This is a genomic window from Clostridium fessum (assembly GCF_003024715.1).
Classification (GTDB): Bacteria; Bacillota; Clostridia; order Lachnospirales; family Lachnospiraceae; genus Otoolea; species Otoolea fessa.
In genome coordinates, this window is sequence record NZ_PYLO01000002.1 from 86,174 (window position 1) to 104,951 (window position 18,778).

Sequence of the window (18,778 nt, forward strand, 5' to 3'; positions counted from 1 at the left end):
CGGGTGGGAGATTCCATAGGTTCACAAAAGATTCATAGTTTCTGCCACATATAGAAAAGAGAGTCCTTTTCCATCCTCCTGAGTTCCCCAATGCAAGCAATTTATATATTCAGTTGCCAAGGACAAATGGAACTTTTTCATCTCACACGCAAAACAGGACTGTCCGACAAAATCCAGTATTTCCCTGCATTTCTCATCCAGCCCTGTTTGCTTTCTATTTCACAGTCTTCCCAGGCTGTTCCATATCTTATATTTTATTCTTCGGTCTTCTCCGCTTCATCGCTCTCGACCACACCAATGGAAAGATCTTCAAGCTGTTTCGGATCAACCTGAGACGGTGCTTCCATCATCAGGCAGGAAGCATCTTTTACCTTCGGGAATGCGATGACGTCGCGGATGCTGTCTGCGCCGACCATCAGCATAACCATACGGTCCATACCGTAAGCCAGACCAGCGTGCGGCGGTACTCCGTATTTGAATGCGTCTAACAGGAAGCCGAACTGCTCCTGTGCTTTCTCCTTCGTGAATCCAAGAACCTCAAACATCTTCTCCTGGATGTCTGCCTGATGGATACGGACAGAACCGCCGCCCATCTCGGTACCGTTCAGGACGATATCGTATGCTTTTGCACGTACCTTGCCCGGATCAGTATCGATCAGCGGAAGATCCTCTTCCATCGGCATGGTAAATGGATGGTGCATAGCTACGTAGCGATCCTCTTCCTCTGAATATTCAAGCAGCGGGAACTCGGTTACCCACAGGAACTTGAAATCATCCTTCTTTAAGAGGTCAAGCTGTCTAGCGATCTCCAGACGTAAGTTTCCAAGTACATCAAATACAACTTTATCCTTGTCAGCTGCGAACAGAAGCAGATCGCCCGGCTTACCGCCCATAGCAGCCACCAGTGCATCCAGCTCTTCCGGCTTCATGAACTTGGAGAAGGAGCACTTGTAGGTACCGTCCTCATGGATTGCCAGATATGCAAGACCTTTTGCACCAAAGCCTTTTGCGTACTCAACCAGCGCATCGATCTTCTTTCTCGGCATAGCGCCCTGTCCTTCTGCGTTGATACCGCGGACAGAGCCGCCATTTTCCAGTGCACTCTTAAATACAACGAACTCGCAGTCTTTTACTACATCCGATACGTTTTTCAACTCCATGCCGAAACGCAGATCCGGCTTATCGGAACCGAAACGATCCATTGCCTCGCGCCAGGTCATACGCTGGATCGGAAGCTGCAGATCGTAATTGCAGATCTCCTTGAAGAGCTTCTTTAACAGACGCTCATTGACATCCAGAACGTCCTCAACGTCAACGAAGGAAAGCTCCATATCGATCTGGGTAAACTCAGGCTGACGATCGGCTCTTAAGTCCTCGTCACGATAGCAGCGTGCCAGCTGGAAGTAGCGGTCATATCCAGAACACATCAGAAGCTGTTTTAACAGCTGCGGAGACTGCGGCAGTGCATAGAAGCTGCCCGGATGTACACGGCTCGGTACCAGATAGTCTCTCGCGCCCTCCGGAGTACTTTTAATCAGAGTCGGAGTCTCAATCTCAAGGAAGCCTTCCTCTGCTAAGAATGCACGGGTCAGGATAGCCACGCGGCTTCTTGTCATCAGGTTTCTCTGGATATCCGGACGTCTCAGATCCAGGTAACGGTATTTCAGGCGAAGATCCTCTTTGGTTTTGGAGTTCTCCTCGATCGGGAACGGCGGTGTCTCAGACTCTGCCAAAATGCGGAGGTAATCCGCGCGGATCTCAATCGCACCTGTCTTTAAGTTTTCATTTACTGCACCGGAACGTGCCTCTACGCGTCCGGTTACGGCGATAACGAACTCGCTTCTCAGCTTTTCTGCCTTTGCAAAGCTCTCAGCGCCACAGTCAGCTTCCTCGAAGATCAGCTGCAGGATACCAGAACGATCCCGCAGATCCACGAAAATAATGCCGCCTTTATTTCTGCTCTTCTGAACCCAGCCCATAACGGTTACTTTCTCACCGATATTGGCAGTTCCCAGCTCGGTACAGCGATGGGAACGTTTCAGTCCTGCCATAGATTCTGCCATGATAGTATTTCCTCCGTTTATTATAGTTTTATCTGAAAAATTCAAAAACTGAATCACTTCAAACTGTCTTTGTAAAATTCCACGATCTCCTCGTAGCCGTCCTTCGCCAGCTGCTCCTTCTGGAATTTCTTGTTCTTGTTCATCTGTGCGACTGCCACGCGGGTGCCGTTAGCGCGCTCTTCCTGTGCTTTCTTTAAGACGGCACGGAACTGCTCGCCGCTTAAACCTTTCTCATACAGGAATGCTTTCTTGCCGGCTGCCTCCGGTACTTTGAAACCGGAATCCATCAGGATCGTGATGATACGCTCAAAACCGATGGAGAATCCGCACGCCGGTGTATCGACGCCGGTAAATTTGCCGATCAGCTTGTCGTAACGTCCGCCGCCTGCAACGGAGCCGCCGAAGCCTTCCATGGAAACCTCAAAAATCGTTCCGGTATAGTAGCCCATGCCGCGCACCAGCGTCGGGTCAAATTCAAGACCGAATTCGATGTCTGCAACCGCTTTAACTGTCTCCATGATCGTTGCCAGATTCTCTGCCTTTGCCGGATCCATCACGCCGGAGAGCTTCTCGCCCAGCGCGCGGACGCCTGCCGCATCGTTCTGAATCTCTGCCAGAAGTCCGGTGTATTTCTCAACCGCCTCTGGCGCATAACCTTCTGCAAGCAGCTCTTCGCGGACACCGTCCAGACCGATCTTATCCATCTTATCGAGAATGATAAATACCTTATCGGTCTCATTTTCCGGAAATCCGCTGTAATCTGCCATGCCCTTTAAGATCGCACGGTCATTGACGCGGACAGTGTATGCCTTGTCCGGGCAGATGCGCTTCAGCGCCTTGGTAAGCGCCAGAATCTCCTCGATCTCAGCCAGGTTTGTCGCATCACCTAAAATATCGATATCACACTGTACAAACTGACGGAAACGTCCCTTCTGCGGACGATCGGCACGCCATACGCTTCCGACCTGCAGCGCCTTGAACGGCGCTGATAAATTAGCAGAATTGTTTGCATAATAACGGCTGAGCGGCAGAGTTAAGTCATAGCGGAGACCACCGTCTACGACATCTGCCTCTGTCTGTGCTGCCTCGACGTTCAGCTTCTCGCCTCTCTTTAAAATCTTGAAGATCAGCTTCTCATTGTCGCCGCCCTGCTTGCTGGTCAGGTTCTCAATGTGCTCCACGCACGGAGTCTCGATCGCCGAGAAGCCGTATCCGCGGTAGGTATCTTTGATGATATTCAGCACATAATCCCGGATCTCCATCTCGCCCGGAAGAATGTCCTTCATGCCTGTAACTGGTTTTTTCTTTAAAGCCATGTGTCAAACTCCTTCTATAGTCTTTGTGAGTATCTGTAAATTTTTACTTTTTTCCGCCAAGCAGCTTCTCTTTCCGCCCGATCATCTCATCGATCCGGTCGATATACTGCTCAACTTCCTTGACGTTCTCCGCCCTCTCAATCCGGTTTTCTGCCGGGAAATAAACCTTGGTGGTCGTTCCCGCACCGCAGGCGGCGATCGTCTGTTTTTCTTCCATAATCAATATATTATAGAGACATTCCTTGCCCGGAACCGCATAACCGACATTTTCAAAATTGCCCGCCATATTTTTCTGGCGGTAGAGATAGTACGGTTTCAGTCCCATCTCCTCGGCATACTGCGCGGTCAGGTCAATCATCTCCTGTGTATTGACAATCTTCAGATTTCCGTAGCGCTCCTTATAGATATTCAGGCGCGCCGCGCGCTTGATCGCCAGCGAATGCACCGTCACGCTGTCCGGTCTGAGTGCCTTGATCTCCTCCATTGTCTGGCGGACATCGTCGATCGTCTCCTCCGGCAGACCCACGATCAGGTCCATATTGATATTGTCAAATCCCAGCTCCCGCGCCAGCAGGAATTTTTCCTTCACATCCTCCACCGTATGACGGCGTCCGATGAGGTCAAGCGTCGCCTGCTTCATCGTCTGCGGATTGATGGAAATACGGGAAATGCCGTGATTCCGGAGCACCTGCAGCTTTTCGCGCGTGATGCTGTCCGGACGTCCCGACTCAACGGTAAATTCAACTGCCTGTTCCACCGGGAATAATTCTTCCACCTTTGTCAGGATCTCATCCAGATCCTGCGGATTTAACGAGGTCGGTGTGCCGCCTCCAAAATAGATGGTCGAAAGCGGGCGATCCTTCATCTGCTCCGCCACATATTCCATTTCCTTAAAAAGCGCCTCTTTGTAGAGGTCCATCCGTTTTTCCCATTTCACAATCGGAAACGACGTAAACGAACAGTACAGGCAGGTCGTCGGACAGAACGGGATTCCCACATACAGGCTATACCCATTCTCATAATCGATCGTGGACAGCAGGCGTCTCTCGCGCTCCGCCACGTCGATGCTCAGATCGATCTTTTCCTTGCTGGTAAAATACGTCTCGCGCATATAGGTCTCGATCTGCTCGTCCGTCCATCCATCATACAGCTTCGTGAGCGCAATCTTCGTCGGACGGATACCGGTAAGCGTTCCCCACGGAAGCTCTCTGCCGGTCTGGGCACTCAAAAGACGGTATAACGTCTGTTTGATCTCATTTTTCGTCTCAAAACGGTTGGAAAAATCCGGATAAATCAAAGCAAAGTGAACAGCTTCTTTCTTCACCGGCGTCACATCCAGGGAAAACGAGTTTCCGTCCCGGACTCCCCGCACAATCAGATCCGCCTCCCCGGCTTCCTCCTCCTTGTGCGTAAATGTCTCGCCCGGATAAAATGCCATCAGGAGTTCACGGATATCCTGTTCAAAGGACGCGTCATTTAACAAAATCGCTATCATGCTTCGCGCCCCCTGTATCCCGCCAGCGGATTGTACTGTTTTTCGTCGGCGATCGTCGTATATCCCATATGTCCCGGATATACATTCGTATCATCCGGCAGGTTCAGAAGGATATCTGCCACCGAATGAATCATCTGACGTCCGCTTCCAGTCGGGAAATCGATGCGTCCGTAAGAACCTTCAAATAAGGTATCTCCCGAAAACAGCACCTTCTCTGATTTTACATAATAACAACAGGAACCTTCTGTATGTCCCGGTGTATGAAGCATCTGGAACGTGTAGCCCGCTGCCTCGAACGTCTCTCCATCCTTCAAAAGCATATCCGCTTTCAGATGCAGACCGCCGCCCTGAAACTGGACGGACAGGTTCTTATCCGGATCCGCCAAGACCGCCTGCTCCTGCTCACAGGCATAGACCGGCACGCCCAGATCCCGTCTCAGCTCTTCCATCGCCGTCACATGGTCAAAATGTCCATGAGTCAGCAGAATCGCCTTTGCCTTCGCTCCGGTCTGCGCCAGTGCATCCTCGATCCGCGCCGCCTCATCGCCCGGATCGACAATCACAGCTTCTTTCGTCTCCGGATGCACCGCAATATAACAGTTCGTCTGGACCATTCCCACGATCAGCCGTTTTATCTCCATCTTTTCCTCCTAATAATATGTGAAACTTTCACAGGGTGTAAGTACCTGTGAAATATAGAGAGAACCGCTTATCCGGCAGTTCTCTCTATATCTAATACTCCTTCAATCTGTCTGAGTTTATCAGATAATTTATTTAATTCCTCAATTCCGTGAATATCGAACGTCATGACGATCGTCGCCTTGCCCTGCTTGCTTGTCCGCACATTCATCGAGGTAATATCGATCTGGCGCTCGGTAAATACCTTGGAAATATCCACAAACATACCGATGCGGTTGTTCGCATAGATCTTGATTTCGGTGGAGTATTTTTCCGTGCCCGTCTGTGCTTCCGGCTGCTGCCACTCGGCTTCAATCAGGCGCTCACGCTCTTCCTGCGGCAGATTCATCACATTGATGCAGTCCGTCCGGTGGATCGAGATACCGCGTCCCCTTGTGACAAATCCGACGATCTCATCGCCCGGAACCGGGCTGCAGCACTTCGAAAAACGAACCGCCAGATCGTGGATTCCCTTGACAACGATACCACTCTTCGACTTCCCGGCTGCGATCACCGGAACCTTGTTTCCATCCGACGCCATGTTATCGAGGATCGTCGTGTCGGTTACTTCTTTCTTTAACTTCTTGTTGCGCTCATCCAGCATCTTGTTGATGACCTGTCCCTCTTTGAGAGCGCCATGTCCGATCGATGCCAGAACGGAATCCCAGTCACGGTACGCATAGCGCTTCATGACCTTTTCCATATATTCCGGTTTATTTAACTCCGAATAATTGATGTCCTTCGCCTTACAATATTTATCCAGAAGCGCACGGCCGCGCAGGATATTGTCCTCTTTCAGCTCGCTCTTGAACCACTGGTTGATCTTATTCTTCGCCTGTGTACTCTTAACCAGTTTCAGCCAGTCGCGGCTCGGTCCCTTGGAATTCTGGGAGGTAATAATCTCGACACGGTCACCATTTTTAATGACATAATCGATGTTGACCAGTTTTCCGTTGACACGGGCACCAACCATCTTGTTGCCGACCGCACTGTGGATCGAATACGCAAAATCGATCGGTGTGGAACCGCTCGGCAGGTTCTTGACATCACCCGTCGGGGTAAAGCAGTATACATCATCCGTAAAGAGGTCCAGATCACTCTTTAAGAGACTTAAGAACTCTTTATTATCGGACATATCCCGCTGCCATTCCAGGATCTCACGCAGCCAGGAAAGCTTTGCCTCGGCGCTGTCGATCGCCGCCTTGCTGCTGCCGCTCTCCTTATATTTCCAGTGTGCCGCGATACCATACTCAGCGGTACGGTGCATCTCATAGGTGCGGATCTGAATCTCAAACGGCTGTCCACTGCTGCCAATCAGAGTCGTATGCAGCGACTGGTACATATTCGGTTTCGGCATGGCAATATAATCTTTAAAACGTCCCGGAATCGGTTTGTACATCTCATGGATGACACCGAGCGCCGCATAACAGTCTTTCACGCTCTCCACGATAATCCGGACCGCAAAAATATCATAGATCTGATCCAGCGTCTTGTCCTGGTTTACCATCTTTTTATAGATGCTGAAGAAATGTTTCACACGGCCGTCTACCTTGGCTTCGATGCCCGCATCGTCCATATGTTTCTTGACTTCATCCATAATCTTATGGATAAACGCCTCCCTGGTGTCCTTACGGAGCGCCAGTTTTTCGGACAATTCTTTGTAAACCTCCGGCTGGAGATATTTGAGAGACAAATCATCCAGCTCGGTCTTGATCTTGGAAATACCGAGACGATCAGCAATAGGCGCGTAGATATCCATCGTTTCACGCGCCTTTTCTTTCTGTTTTTCCGGCTTCATATATTGAAGCGTCCGCATATTGTGCAGACGGTCTGCCAGCTTAATCAGAATAACCCGGATGTCCTTCGCCATCGCTAAGAACATCTTACGCAGGTTTTCCGCCTGAATCTCTACTTTATCGATCGTCCACGAGATCTGGGTCAGCTTGGTAACGCCGTCTACTAAAAGCGCTACCTCCTCGCCAAAGATCGCCGTGATCTCCTCCTCTGTCATGACCGTATCTTCCACGACATCGTGCAGGATACCCGCCACCAGAGTCTCTTTATCCAGCTCCAGATCCGCCAGAATGATCGCCACACAAAGCGGATGAATGATATACGGTTCACCTGATTTACGCCTCTGGTCCTTGTGTGCGTCATACGCGATCTGGTACGCTTTCTCAATCATGCTGATGTCATCCGACGGATGGTACTTGCGAATGGCGGCAATCAACTCATTATACAGTACCTCCGGACTCGTAAAATCCGCCGGCGCTTCAATTTCCTGATCCAGCTTTTTTATTTTATCCAAATTTCCCATATATGCCTCCTGACCCTTCCGTAGATAACTGAAACGCCTGCCGTTCGGAATCCGGAAAGCGGTTCACGCAAATGAAATAAAATATTATATAGAATATCCCTATTATACGAATATTTGACAAAAAATGCAACGGCAAACTATTTTGTTACTGTTCACGCATACGTGCCCAGTAACGGAATTTGCCGTGGCTTCGCATTTTAATACGGCAAATTCCTGCTGCCACCACGTTTTCTTACGGCACTTTCGGTTCCAAAAGTGCCTGCCCGTGAACCGTTACCTATTTTCCCTCATAGGTAATCAGGGCATCTACCGCATATCCGTTCAGTTTTTCGCGTCCCTTTAAGCCTGCCAGCTCCATCACGCAGCAGATTTTTACAACCTCGCCGCCCAGCTTCTCGATGAGCTTGATAATCGCCTCGGTCGTTCCGCCGGTTGCGATCAGGTCGTCAACAATGACTACCTTCTGCCCCGGTTTAATGGCATCCTCATGCATCTCCAGCACCGCGCTGCCATACTCCAGATCGTAACTTACAGATACCGTCTTGCACGGCAGTTTGCCTTTCTTGCGGATCGGCACGAATCCCTTGTGCATCGCATATGCAACCGGCACACCGAAAATAAACCCGCGGGACTCCGGACCAACCACGATATCATAATCCACGCCCTCTAAGGATTTCTGGATTCCGTCGATCGCAAGCTGCAGTCCGTCTGCATCCTGTAAAATCGTAGTAATATCGCGGAAAATAATACCCGGCTCCGGGAAGTCCGGAATGCTTCTTACATATTCTTCCAGCTTTTTCATGATTTTAACCTCTTTTCTATAAATTTTGTATCTCAATTTCTCAGTTTTAAATCGCCATCCGGCTCTTTTTCCACCGTTCTTCTCATTTTGCAGAAGTTTTCCCATGCTTCTTCTTCCTTATATACATAGAAGCCACAATCACCACCAGCACAAACAGCGCACCTCCGCTGATCAGCAGTCCCTCATGCAGTCCCTGCGGATAATACCTGAGTTCCACCGTATGGGTTCCCGCCGTCAGTTCCACGCCGGTAAATGCCTTCCAGACCGGACGCGTGATAGCTTCTTTTCCATCCACCGTGACCGTCCAGCCCTCGTCATACGGGATCGTGAGGAACAGCGTTCCGCCCTCGCCCGCGTCGATCGTGCCCTTCATCGCCTCCTCGCCCAATGTTTCCAGTTCAAATGGATGCTGGTTGAGGCGCTCATAGAGCGCACGCAGCCCGGCTTCGTCAAAGCGGTACGCGCTCGCGTCCATGCTTCCGGCACTGTCATTGCTCTCCAGCAGAATCAATGTGCCTGCCTTCACATATCCGGTTTCCACCAGATACCCGCGTTTCAACGTATCAATGCTGCGGCTCTCCCCGCCGACATCCAGTTTAACCGAATCAATCTGACGGTTTGCGACACTTATATAATACTCCCCATCCTCCGGTGCTGTAAAGGAAAAACGATTCCCCTGCTCCTCCCCGTCCGTGAAAATCAGGCACTCCGGCACGCCCAGCACATCCGATAAATCATTCTGGACATCCGCTGGCGAAGAAAGATCGCGCTTCCAGCCCGTTTCCACTATATCTGGAAGGATAAAGCCGAGCGGCAGCGTCCACGGATTCTCATAGAGGTACGTGTCACCTGAAAATGCATAGAGCGACAGGCGCGGATTGTCCTGCTTGCCCTCATAGAGTGCATATTTGATTGAAAATAACGAATCCACCAGCGGCGTACTTCCCACGATGCTGTATGCGTTCGTCGAACCTTCGCAGCCCATCTGTTTGAAGAAATCCGTCACCCCGGCATTTGCCACCGATGAAAACAGAGATACGGATGGAAAATGCATCCACGCGCCATCATTTTTCGTGCGCGCATTCGTTTTATCAATCCGGTAAAATTCCGTCTTTTTGAGCGGCTCTGTCACCGCTGCAACATCCTGATTGTCTGCCACATAATCAGTCCGGCTCGTCGTCGGAATACTCGTTGCCGCCATATTGGCAAGCGCCTCCACACTTACCAGCGCCATCGCCAGAAGCGCCGCCGTGAACGCGAAATGTTCTTTATTTTGATAGAAATAAAAGACGCCCAGATACAGCAGCAGAAGCACCACTGCCACATACCAGACAACTGGCTCAAACGCATCGTCCGTCACCAGCTTTTCTGCCAGAATCACGTAGCCAATCGCGGCGGATGTCACCCCGGCAAACTGCCGTTTGGATATTTCATCCAGATATAGATACGCCCGGAAACACATCGTCAGCACCAGCACGATATAGATAAACGACTGGCGGCACGGCAGGCTGTTCGGGTAATGGAAGCCATGCCAGATAAAATTCAGCACGTTGAACGAAAAGCTGGCATAGAAAAAGAGCAGCAGCACACCGTACACAACCTTTTCCCGGATCGCAATCCGGCGGTTCAAAAAATACAACCCCATGAAAATGTAGACTGCCACGCCGCAGTAGAGGTTCGGCCAATGGTCGAGTCCCGTCTCCACCTGTACATTTCCGATGTGCCGCGCGATCATGTCAAAGATCGGGAAGTAGATTTCCAGTGTGGTCGGAAAATTAAAATCGCCAGACGCCGTACTCTGCAGCGCCGCAATCTCCGGAAGAAGCACCGCAGCCGCCAGCGCACCCGCCAGAAGCGAATACACACCAAACAGGAAAAAGCTGTGCAGACAATCTTTCCATCCCGGCCGTTTCTCCAGAAACAAGAGCGCCACATAGTAAATCACCATGAAGAGACATATCATAATTGATATATAGTAGTTGGACAGGATTGAAAGTCCCAGCATCAGGCAGTAAAAAAGCCCTTTTTTTTCGCGCACCAGCCGCTCCAGGCCGTGCAGGATCAGCGGCAGCAGCACGATGCAGTCCAGCCACATGATATTCCAGCTATACGCCGCCATATAGCCGGACAGCGCATAGAATACGCCGAAATAGCACGCTCCAAACTTCTGCGAACCCGTGTGCTTTTTCAGATACCACGCCATCGAAAGACCCGCCAGACCGCTCTTGAACACGATCATGTAGGTCATAAATTCGATAATCAGGGACGACGGGCATAACAGCAGCAGCCAGTTGAACGGGCTCGCCAGATAGTACGCATAGAGCGCGGCAAAGTTTACGCCCATGCCGACATCCCAGCTGTAAAGCAGGCTCTCGCCACTTAAAAGCTTATGCCGGAATTCCGAGAAAAATGGCGCATACTGGTGGTACATATCCGTCCGCAGGAAGCTTTCCTGCCCAAAAGGGAAAATACCGCGGTATGCAAAAATCAGGATCAAAATCACCACCGGCAGGAAAAATGCCGCCAGGAGATCATCCGACGGACGGAAAACCGCAGCCAGGCGGCCCATTCCGCGGGGTGATTTCGCTGGTTCATCCCACTCATCTAATTCATCTAATTCTTCCTGCTCCCAGTCATCATCATTCAACTCATTAACGACATCTGCTCTGGACTCTGAAAGTTTAGATTTTCTGGCATCTTCTTCCTGTCTCCAGGCCGGCATTCGTTCAGCGCGTCTCATATCTGTACAGGCGGTCTCCGAATCCACGTCCGCACCTTCCCGCTCGTTCTCATACTCCTCTATTTTCCCCGTTGTCTCCGCTCCCGTAAGCTCCCTGAGTGCTTCTTCCAGTTTACTGGAACTTTCGTCTCGTTCTCTTTGCTCCATCTTCCCTCCATCCAGAATCCTGTTCAGGCGGCGTTTTCTCTACTCTTTCCGGCTTTTCCGGTCTGTCTTCAGCATCCATTTCCGCTGTCATTTCCCCACACAGCCCTATTTCGAGGATTCTTTCTTTTTGAAAATAAATAATTTACTGCAAATATAATTCAGCACCAGCGAGATCGCTGATACCACAATCTTACAGATCATATCCTGTTTGATTCCCATGCCGTCTACCATCACGATCATCGCCACATACGTGAACACCGATGTGAGAATACGGCAGGAGAAAAACGAAGCCATTTCCTTAAGAAGATATACAGGGCGGAAATTGTAGCTTCGGAATACCCAGATCTTGTTTGTCACATATGCAAACAGGATCGCCGCCGCCTGACAGCAGATCGTCGCCATACGGTAGTTCATGCCGTTGTGGCGGAAAACCGCATAGGAAATCCAGTCCACCAGCGTCGTCAGAACGCCGAATATCAGATACGATATCGTCTCCCTGTTTACAAACTTCCCCCAGATCAGGGATAACTTTTCCTTTATCATCACTTTTTCTCCGAAAAAAGAATTGTATGGGCAGCGGTCCTTCGACATCCCCATACAATTCCTGTACTTTCTGTAACGCACCGGACTCTGATCCGGCAGTTTTATGATTGAAACGTAACTGTCTTCTGCATTTACAGTTACTCCTGCTATTACATTTCCTCTAACAGCTTGTTGACACTGACCAGCTTAACGCAGAGTGCAAACAGCTCGGTTGCCGTGATCAGATCCTGCAGCGGCGGATAAGACGGCGCAATACGGATATTGCGGTCTTCCGGATCTTTTCCATATGGATAGGTCGCACCGGCTCCGGTCATGACAACGCCTGCTTTCTTGCACTTCGCAACGATCTCCTTCGCACAGCCGTTCAGTGAATCAAAGGAAATGAAGTAGCCGCCGTGCGGTTTGGTCCAGGTACCGATCTCCAGTCCGCCTAACTCGCGGTCGAGAATATTCTCAACTGCCTCGAATTTCGGGCGCAGGATGTTGGCGTGCTTTCTCATGTGCTCTACCATGCCATGGATATCCTTGAAGAAACGCACGTGGCGGAGCTGATTCACTTTATCATGACCGATAGTCTGAATCTTTAACTGCTTCTTGATATCATCCAGGTTATTGTGGGAGGTTGCGATTGCCGCAATGCCGGAACCCGGGAACGTAATCTTGGAGGTTGAAGAGAATTTGTAAACCATATCCGGGTTGCCGGCTTTCTTACATTCTGCCAGAATCTCCAGCACATGATCCTGCTCATCATCGTATAAATGGTGGATGCCATAAGCATTGTCCCAGTAAATACGGAAGTCCGGAGCTGCCGGATGCATGCGTGCCAGACGGCGTACCGTCTGATCGGAGTAGGAATTGCCGGTCGGGTTAGAGTACTTCGGAACGCACCAGATTCCCTTTACGGTCGGGTCGGTGGTCACATACTGCTCTACCAGATCCATATCCGGACCATCTGCGGTCATCGGAATGTTGATCATCTCGATGCCAAAATATTCAGTAATGGAGAAATGTCTGTCATATCCCGGTACCGGACACAGGAATTTAACCTTGTCAAGCTTGCACCACGGGGTATTTCCCATAACGCCATGAGTCACAGAACGGGAGATGGTGTCGTACATTACGTTCAGGCTGGAGTTTCCATAGATAATGATATTGTCAGCCGGAACCTCGATCATATCCGCTAACAGCTCCTTCGCCTCGCTGATACCGTCCAGACCGCCGTAATTGCGGCAGTCTGTCCCATCTTCGCAGGTCAGATCACTGTCGCTGCTCAGTACGTCCATCATTCCCATCGATAAATCAAGCTGCTCTGCACTTGGCTTACCGCGTGACATATCCAGCGTCAGATTCTTGCCCTGAAACTCCCGGTACTGATCGCTCAGATCACGCTTAAGTTCCAGAAGTTCTTCTTTCGTCATCTCGCTATAAGGCTTCATCCTTCAACATCCTCCTTGTTTCTCTTATTTATTTCATCATAATTTCATGGTCTGCTTTTCATCCAGCTCCCCTTGTTCAAGGGTTCGGAGCATCTCATCTAAGCATCGTTATAATAATAACATAGGTACAAAGGGCATGACAAGCATTAATTTGTTATGTCAGCACATAAAATTTGTTATATGGTACCGCTTGGTTTTTCCGATTCGGTGCATTTCACGGACAGCAAATTATAATAAAAACATGATGTTCCCCCTTCTTTCATATATTTATGAAAATATATCTTTCAGGTCACATCATGTTCATTCATTTTCCCATGCATTTTGTTCCATCACGTTTCCGGCACATCATTTCCCCGCTGCTGGTTCCCGCCCTGTTTGCCATCGCTTTCTTCGCCGGGCAGACTGCCGCACATTTCCTGCGCCGTCCATCCGGGCACACGGTTTCAGCGCCTGTTATCGCCTGTGGCTCGCTCCCGCCTGCCTTTGATTCCGGTTCGATTCCGGTTTCCGCAGATGGAAACTGGGGACTTGGATTTCCCAGTCCAGGGCAGACACCGGTCGGCAATGCCTCCGCCGACACTTTAAAAAATTTTGATGCTTTCTATGTAGGCGATACCTCCAAGCCCGTCATCTATCTGACCTTCGACGCCGGATATGAAAACGGCTGCACACCTGCCATTCTGGAAGCACTGAAAAAACACCATGTCCCGGCAACCTTTTTCGTCGTCGGCAACTATCTCGAAACCAGTCCTGAACTGGTAAAACAGATGATCGCAGAGGGTCACACCGTCGCCAACCACACGTATCACCATCCCGATATGTCCCGCATTTCCGACAAAGCAGCATTTGAAAAGGAGCTGACTGCCCTGGAAACACTCTACCAGTCCGTCACCGGGCAGACAATGAAAAAATATTACCGTCCGCCGCAGGGCAAATACAGTGAATCGAACCTGCAGATGGCAAAGGAGCTCGGCTACAAGACCTTTTTCTGGAGTCTCGCCTATGTGGACTGGATGCAGGATCAGCAGCCATCCAAAGAAGAAGCATTTTCCAAGCTTCTGACGCGCATCCACCCCGGCGCGATCGTCCTTCTGCACAGCACTTCGCAGACCAACGCTCAGATTCTCGATGAACTTCTGGCAAAATGGGAGGAAATGGGGTATCAGTTCGGGCAATTAGATGAATTATAAAATTATACCAGCAGCATTTTCCGGATAAACGAAAGGATCGCGCCTCCGATGCTGCAGAACAGCAGAAATCCGTGGTTCGCATTGATCGCCTCCAGCGCCGCATAGCCGCCGTCTACAATCGGCTGTAAGCTGCCCGCATTCTTCGGCATCAGGTACGCTGCCGGACCGGCTACTAATACCAGAACAAGGATGATTATAAACGGGATAAATCCGCGCCCCGTATCGTATTTTTGCAGCCGTACTTTACCACCCGCGTGCTTGCCTGACAGAATCCACAAGCACCAGATCGCGCCCATCAGTACCAGAAATACGCCAATCCCTACATAGAGTCCCAGACCATAATTTTCCTCGGTAATCATAGTTCCGATATAGCCCAGATCGTCGCCGCCATACCGAAATGCCTTCGCATTCGCCCAGGTGATTCCCGCCATCAGAAGAAAACTGGCTGCCTGCATCACGCGCGCCATCAGCACAACCACGCCGGTTACTCCGGCTGCCGTCACATCCAGCACGGACGGACCGTCATTTGAGTCACTCTGCGTATGTGCCTCACTGCGCTCCGCCGCCCGTCTGGTGCGCTCTGCCTCCCGGGACTGGCGTTCCAGTTCCCGCTGGTGGCTGCGCTCCATCCGATTTTTCTGACGCTCTGAGCGCTCCCGCTCCGACTCCAGAGCATGAAGGCGTTTTTCCATCTGCTTCTGCTGTTTTGCATCCCGCTTATCCTCTTTCGCGCTGGAAGAAGAACGTCTCGCGTCCTGTCGTCTGCGCGATGCCGCTTCACGGTCGCGGCGGGCATCCTCCTGTGCCTGGGATTGGCAGCGTTCATTGTCGCGGCGCTCTTCCTCACGCTTCTGTGCGTCCTGACTCTGGCTGCTCCGCTTTTCCTGACTGTTTCGTTTCGATCCAGAGCCGGATTCCGCCTTTTTCTCATCCGATTCCATCCGAGCTGGATTCCGCTGTTCTGAATCACCGTCGTCATAGCTATTTTCCGGCTTTCTTCCCACCGTTTCCTGTTCTCGGCGTACTGTATCATTTACAAGCGGAGTTCCGCAGTTACTGCAAAAATTTCCAACTGCTTCCTGTCCGCATTTTGGACACTTCATTCTATTTTCTCCTTCCTCCAAACGATTCTTTCCATCCATTTCCGCACTCATTTCTGGCATTTGAAACGCATTTAACCAATGTACATTTTTTTTACACAGCCAGAACTTTATTTCCTATTTCCCATGCCCAGCTGCCAGAACGCCACTGCACTCGCTGCTGCCACGTTGAGCGAATCCACGCCGTGTGACATCGGGATTTTCACGGTGTAATCGCACGCCGCGATCGTCGATGCCGCCAACCCGTCACCCTCGGTTCCGAGAATGATTGCTAATTTTTCTTCCTGCGAAAGCGCCGGATCCGCGATACTCACGGAACGGTCACTGAGCGCCATCGCCGCCGTGCAAAATCCCAGCTTCTTAAGCGTTTCCATACTGTTCTCCGTCCAGTCGCCCTTCGGAATGTACGTCCACGGCACCTGAAACACTGTTCCCATACTGACACGGCTTGCGCGGCGGTACAGCGGGTCACTGCATCCCGGTGTCAAAAGCACCGCATCCATAAAGAGCGCCGCCGCTGACCGGAAAATCGCCCCCACATTCGTAGGATTTTCTACATTCTCAAGAATCGCGATCCGTCTGGCACCTGCACAGATTTCCTCGATCCCCGGCATTTTCTTCCGTTTCACCGCACACAGCATCCCGCGCGTCAGTTTAAAGCCGGTCAGGCGCGTCAGCACATCAAATGGTGCCGTAAACACAGGCACTCCCGCACACTCCGGGCGTTCCAGAATCTCCCGCCCTTCTGTCTCAATATGGCGTTCTTCCATCAGAAAAGAAACCGGCTCATATCCCGCGTCGAGCGCCCGCCCGATGACCTTCGGGCTTTCCGCAATGAAAAGACCTTCCTTTGGTTCATTATAATGAAATAACTGCCCCTCGCTCAGCCGGGCGTAGATATCCAGCTCCGGCGCTTCCAGGGTTGTAATTGAAATATGATTCATTCTGCTTTTCACCTTTTTAATATGGTTTTCATGTTCTATCGAGTATACCACATTTCTTACAAAAAGGAAGTGCTGATTATGGACGCTGACATGAAATCATTCCTCTATTCTGCCGCATTCTATCATCCTCTTTCCGATTTCGTTCCTATTTCCATATAAATCTATCTTCGGCAAAAGATTGCGATTTGTCACATTAAAAATGGCAGCAAATAAAACGGTTTCAACAATAAATTTTCCTCTTTCCCCACATCTTTCTGTGACAGCAAATATAGGTTATGCACATTCCTTGAATATTTTCTGTAAGACTCTCGGATTGACTCATGTTTTCCCATTCCGGAAGACTTTATTTCAAAAGCATTTATTTTGCAACACACTTTTTAATGGCATTTTTATGAAATTTAATAAAAAATGCACCTTGGCACATTCTTTATGGAATAATAAAAAAAAGAGCAGCAAAAACTGGATTTACGCTCGTTTGCTACTCGTTTCGGTATTATTATATTTCCTGTTTTAAAAAAAGTCAAACCAAAAAATCACCTGTCGGAAACAGGAATTCTGGTTATTGGTTCACGGGTAGACACTTTGGGAACCGGCACTCCCACTCTCCGCTTCAACGCCTCAATATACAGTCCCGCAAACCGTCCCGGTGTCACGCGATTGTGGGTAATGTAACCGATCTCCATATAATCGTCCACATCAAGCGGAATCGCCACGATATTCGGTCCGTTCAGTTCCTCATTGATGACACCGCTGCAGATCGTATACCCATTCAGCCCGATCAGAAGATTAAACAGGGTCGCGCGGTCGGACACCAGGATGTCCTTGCGGCTGTCCAGCGTGCTGAGGATCTCCTCGGAGAAATAAAAGGAATTGTGCTCGCCCTGCTCATAGGACAGACGCGGATAAGGTTCCAAATCCGACAGGGTAATAGAACTGCGGCTTGCAAGCGGATTGGCCGCACCGATAAATACATGCGGTTTTGCCATAAAAAGCCGCGTAAATTTGAGGTCGTGTTCCCGCAGCGTCTTGCGGATCACCGTCTCGTTAAAACGGTTCAGATACAGCACGCCAACCTCGCTCCTAAGCTTCGCCACATCCTCAATCAGCTCATACGTCTGCGTCTCGCGGATACGGAAATCGTACTCTTCTCCGCCGTACTCGCGGATCAGATCGACAAACGCCTCAACGGCAAAGGAATAGTGCTGGGTGGAGACACAGAACTGGCGTTTCTGCGGCACAGCGCCAAAATAGCGCTCCTCGATCAGGTTTGCCTGCTCGATCACCTGTCTCGCATACCCCAGAAATTCTTCCCCGTCCGGGGAAATCACCACGCCCTTGTTCGTGCGGGTAAACAGGGAAAATCCAATCTCATGCTCCAGTTCCTTGATCGCCGCCGTGAGGCTCGGCTGTGCAATATAAAGTTTTTTTGCCGCCCCGCTGATGGTTCCGGCTGCCGCCACCTCCACCACGTATTTTAACTGAAGTAATGTCATGCCCTGTTCTCCATTCTTACTGATTTTCTGTCATTTCTTTCTGAACCGCATCTGCCACAAAATTACATCAGGCTCAAATCCGCCTCTAACGCACCTAGTCCACAAATTTTTCCGTCTCTTTCAGACGAACCAGCGCTCTCGCCATCGCCGCGCGGGTGCTGTAATACTCGGAAATGCTCTGTTTCTGGCGCAGCCGCTCTTTCGCACGCTCTAATGCCTCCTGCGCCCGGATCCGGTCGATCTCCTCCGGTTTCTCGATCGTATCTGCCAGCAACATAACACGGTTGTTGGCGATCTCACAGAAGCCCTGCCCGACGACTGCCGCCTCCCACGGACCGTCCTCTGTTACCTGGAAACGCATTTCTCCCGCTTTGACTGCCACGATCTCGCTCTCATGGTGCGCCATGACAGCCATCTCACCGTCCACCGCCGGAAGGATCAGACAGTGGCAGACTCCCTCATAGAATGTCCGGTTGCTGGATATGATTTTTACATGAAAATCTGCCATCCGTTC

General features: G+C 50.5%; 14 protein-coding genes. 1 reads left to right on the plus strand and 13 read right to left on the minus strand.

Annotated elements, in window-relative coordinates; all coding sequences use genetic code 11:
* Window positions 1-254 precede the first annotated feature (254 nt).
* The 9 genes from aspS to C7U56_RS05505 form a co-directional block, all read right to left on the minus strand.
* Complete coding sequence (gene aspS / locus C7U56_RS05465) at window positions 255-2,063, minus strand: aspartate--tRNA ligase (RefSeq protein WP_107000508.1); 1,809 nt, start codon at window positions 2,061-2,063, stop codon at window positions 255-257.
* 53 nt (window positions 2,064-2,116) lie between these two features.
* Complete coding sequence (gene hisS / locus C7U56_RS05470; RefSeq protein ID WP_107000509.1) at window positions 2,117-3,379, minus strand: histidine--tRNA ligase; 1,263 nt, start codon at window positions 3,377-3,379, stop codon at window positions 2,117-2,119.
* Window positions 3,380-3,422: 43 nt separating this feature from the next.
* On the minus strand, window positions 3,423-4,874 hold the full coding sequence (gene hemZ / locus C7U56_RS05475; protein ID WP_107000510.1) for a coproporphyrinogen dehydrogenase HemZ: 1,452 nt from the start codon (window positions 4,872-4,874) through the stop codon (window positions 3,423-3,425).
* Window positions 4,871-5,515 (minus strand): MBL fold metallo-hydrolase, encoded by a 645-nt coding sequence (locus tag C7U56_RS05480; RefSeq protein ID WP_022359324.1) that lies wholly within the window; start codon window positions 5,513-5,515, stop codon window positions 4,871-4,873. Before C7U56_RS05480 ends, hemZ begins: the two co-directional genes overlap by 4 nt.
* Window positions 5,516-5,583: 68 nt before the next feature.
* A complete protein-coding gene (locus C7U56_RS05485; RefSeq protein WP_022359323.1) occupies window positions 5,584-7,869 on the minus strand; it encodes a RelA/SpoT family protein in 2,286 nt (761 codons plus the stop codon).
* Window positions 7,870-8,146: 277 nt separating this feature from the next.
* The gene (locus C7U56_RS05490; protein WP_107000977.1) at window positions 8,147-8,671 is read right to left on the minus strand and encodes an adenine phosphoribosyltransferase; all 525 of its coding nucleotides are present in this window, start codon (window positions 8,669-8,671) and stop codon (window positions 8,147-8,149) included.
* Window positions 8,672-8,753: 82 nt separating this feature from the next.
* On the minus strand, window positions 8,754-11,558 hold the full coding sequence (locus C7U56_RS05495) for a YfhO family protein (protein WP_107000511.1): 2,805 nt from the start codon (window positions 11,556-11,558) through the stop codon (window positions 8,754-8,756).
* Window positions 11,559-11,663: 105 nt separating this feature from the next.
* Window positions 11,664-12,101 (minus strand): GtrA family protein, encoded by a 438-nt coding sequence (locus C7U56_RS05500; protein ID WP_107000978.1) that lies wholly within the window; start codon window positions 12,099-12,101, stop codon window positions 11,664-11,666.
* A gap of 149 nt (window positions 12,102-12,250) precedes the next feature.
* The gene (locus C7U56_RS05505) at window positions 12,251-13,537 is read right to left on the minus strand and encodes an aspartate aminotransferase type Ic (protein ID WP_107000512.1); all 1,287 of its coding nucleotides are present in this window, start codon (window positions 13,535-13,537) and stop codon (window positions 12,251-12,253) included.
* Window positions 13,538-13,833: 296 nt separating this feature from the next.
* Between C7U56_RS05505 and C7U56_RS05510 the strand changes: the two genes are divergently transcribed.
* Window positions 13,834-14,727: a polysaccharide deacetylase family protein gene (locus tag C7U56_RS05510; protein ID WP_233430199.1), complete on the plus strand. Its 894-nt coding sequence runs from the start codon at window positions 13,834-13,836 to the stop codon at window positions 14,725-14,727.
* Between the two features lie 2 nt (window positions 14,728-14,729).
* On the opposite strand, the gene C7U56_RS05515 is transcribed toward C7U56_RS05510, so the two are convergent.
* From C7U56_RS05515 to atpC, 4 genes are all read right to left on the minus strand, one after another.
* A complete protein-coding gene (locus C7U56_RS05515) occupies window positions 14,730-15,830 on the minus strand; it encodes a zinc ribbon domain-containing protein (protein ID WP_107000513.1) in 1,101 nt (366 codons plus the stop codon).
* A gap of 107 nt (window positions 15,831-15,937) precedes the next feature.
* On the minus strand, window positions 15,938-16,771 hold the full coding sequence (locus C7U56_RS05520; protein ID WP_107000514.1) for a TrmH family RNA methyltransferase: 834 nt from the start codon (window positions 16,769-16,771) through the stop codon (window positions 15,938-15,940).
* Window positions 16,772-17,304: 533 nt separating this feature from the next.
* Window positions 17,305-18,264 (minus strand): LysR family transcriptional regulator, encoded by a 960-nt coding sequence (locus tag C7U56_RS05525; RefSeq protein ID WP_107000515.1) that lies wholly within the window; start codon window positions 18,262-18,264, stop codon window positions 17,305-17,307.
* A 94-nt stretch (window positions 18,265-18,358) separates the two neighbouring features.
* Entirely contained in the window at window positions 18,359-18,772 is a 414-nt protein-coding gene (gene atpC / locus C7U56_RS05530) for an ATP synthase F1 subunit epsilon (protein WP_107000516.1), read from the minus strand.
* Between the last annotated feature and the right edge of the window lie 6 nt (window positions 18,773-18,778).

Excerpts from the sequence above, each read along its gene's own strand:
- C7U56_RS05500 (WP_107000978.1), bottom strand. The coding sequence starts at position 12,101 with ATGATAAAGGAAAAGTTATCCCTGATCTGGGGGAAGTTTGTAAACAGG.
- hemZ (WP_107000510.1), bottom strand. The coding sequence starts at position 4,874 with ATGATAGCGATTTTGTTAAATGACGCGTCCTTTGAACAGGATATCCGT.
- C7U56_RS05495 (WP_107000511.1), bottom strand. The coding sequence starts at position 11,558 with ATGGAGCAAAGAGAACGAGACGAAAGTTCCAGTAAACTGGAAGAAGCA.
- hisS (WP_107000509.1), bottom strand. The coding sequence starts at position 3,379 with ATGGCTTTAAAGAAAAAACCAGTTACAGGCATGAAGGACATTCTTCCG.
- C7U56_RS05490 (WP_107000977.1), bottom strand. The coding sequence starts at position 8,671 with ATGAAAAAGCTGGAAGAATATGTAAGAAGCATTCCGGACTTCCCGGAG.
- C7U56_RS05520 (WP_107000514.1), bottom strand. The coding sequence starts at position 16,771 with ATGAATCATATTTCAATTACAACCCTGGAAGCGCCGGAGCTGGATATC.
- C7U56_RS05480 (WP_022359324.1), bottom strand. The coding sequence starts at position 5,515 with ATGGAGATAAAACGGCTGATCGTGGGAATGGTCCAGACGAACTGTTAT.
- C7U56_RS05515 (WP_107000513.1), bottom strand. The coding sequence starts at position 15,830 with ATGAAGTGTCCAAAATGCGGACAGGAAGCAGTTGGAAATTTTTGCAGT.
- atpC (WP_107000516.1), bottom strand. The coding sequence starts at position 18,772 with ATGGCAGATTTTCATGTAAAAATCATATCCAGCAACCGGACATTCTAT.
- C7U56_RS05505 (WP_107000512.1), bottom strand. The coding sequence starts at position 13,537 with ATGAAGCCTTATAGCGAGATGACGAAAGAAGAACTTCTGGAACTTAAG.
- C7U56_RS05525 (WP_107000515.1), bottom strand. The coding sequence starts at position 18,264 with ATGACATTACTTCAGTTAAAATACGTGGTGGAGGTGGCGGCAGCCGGA.
- C7U56_RS05510 (WP_233430199.1), top strand. The coding sequence starts at position 13,834 with ATGTTCATTCATTTTCCCATGCATTTTGTTCCATCACGTTTCCGGCAC.
- C7U56_RS05485 (WP_022359323.1), bottom strand. The coding sequence starts at position 7,869 with ATGGGAAATTTGGATAAAATAAAAAAGCTGGATCAGGAAATTGAAGCG.
- aspS (WP_107000508.1), bottom strand. The coding sequence starts at position 2,063 with ATGGCAGAATCTATGGCAGGACTGAAACGTTCCCATCGCTGTACCGAG.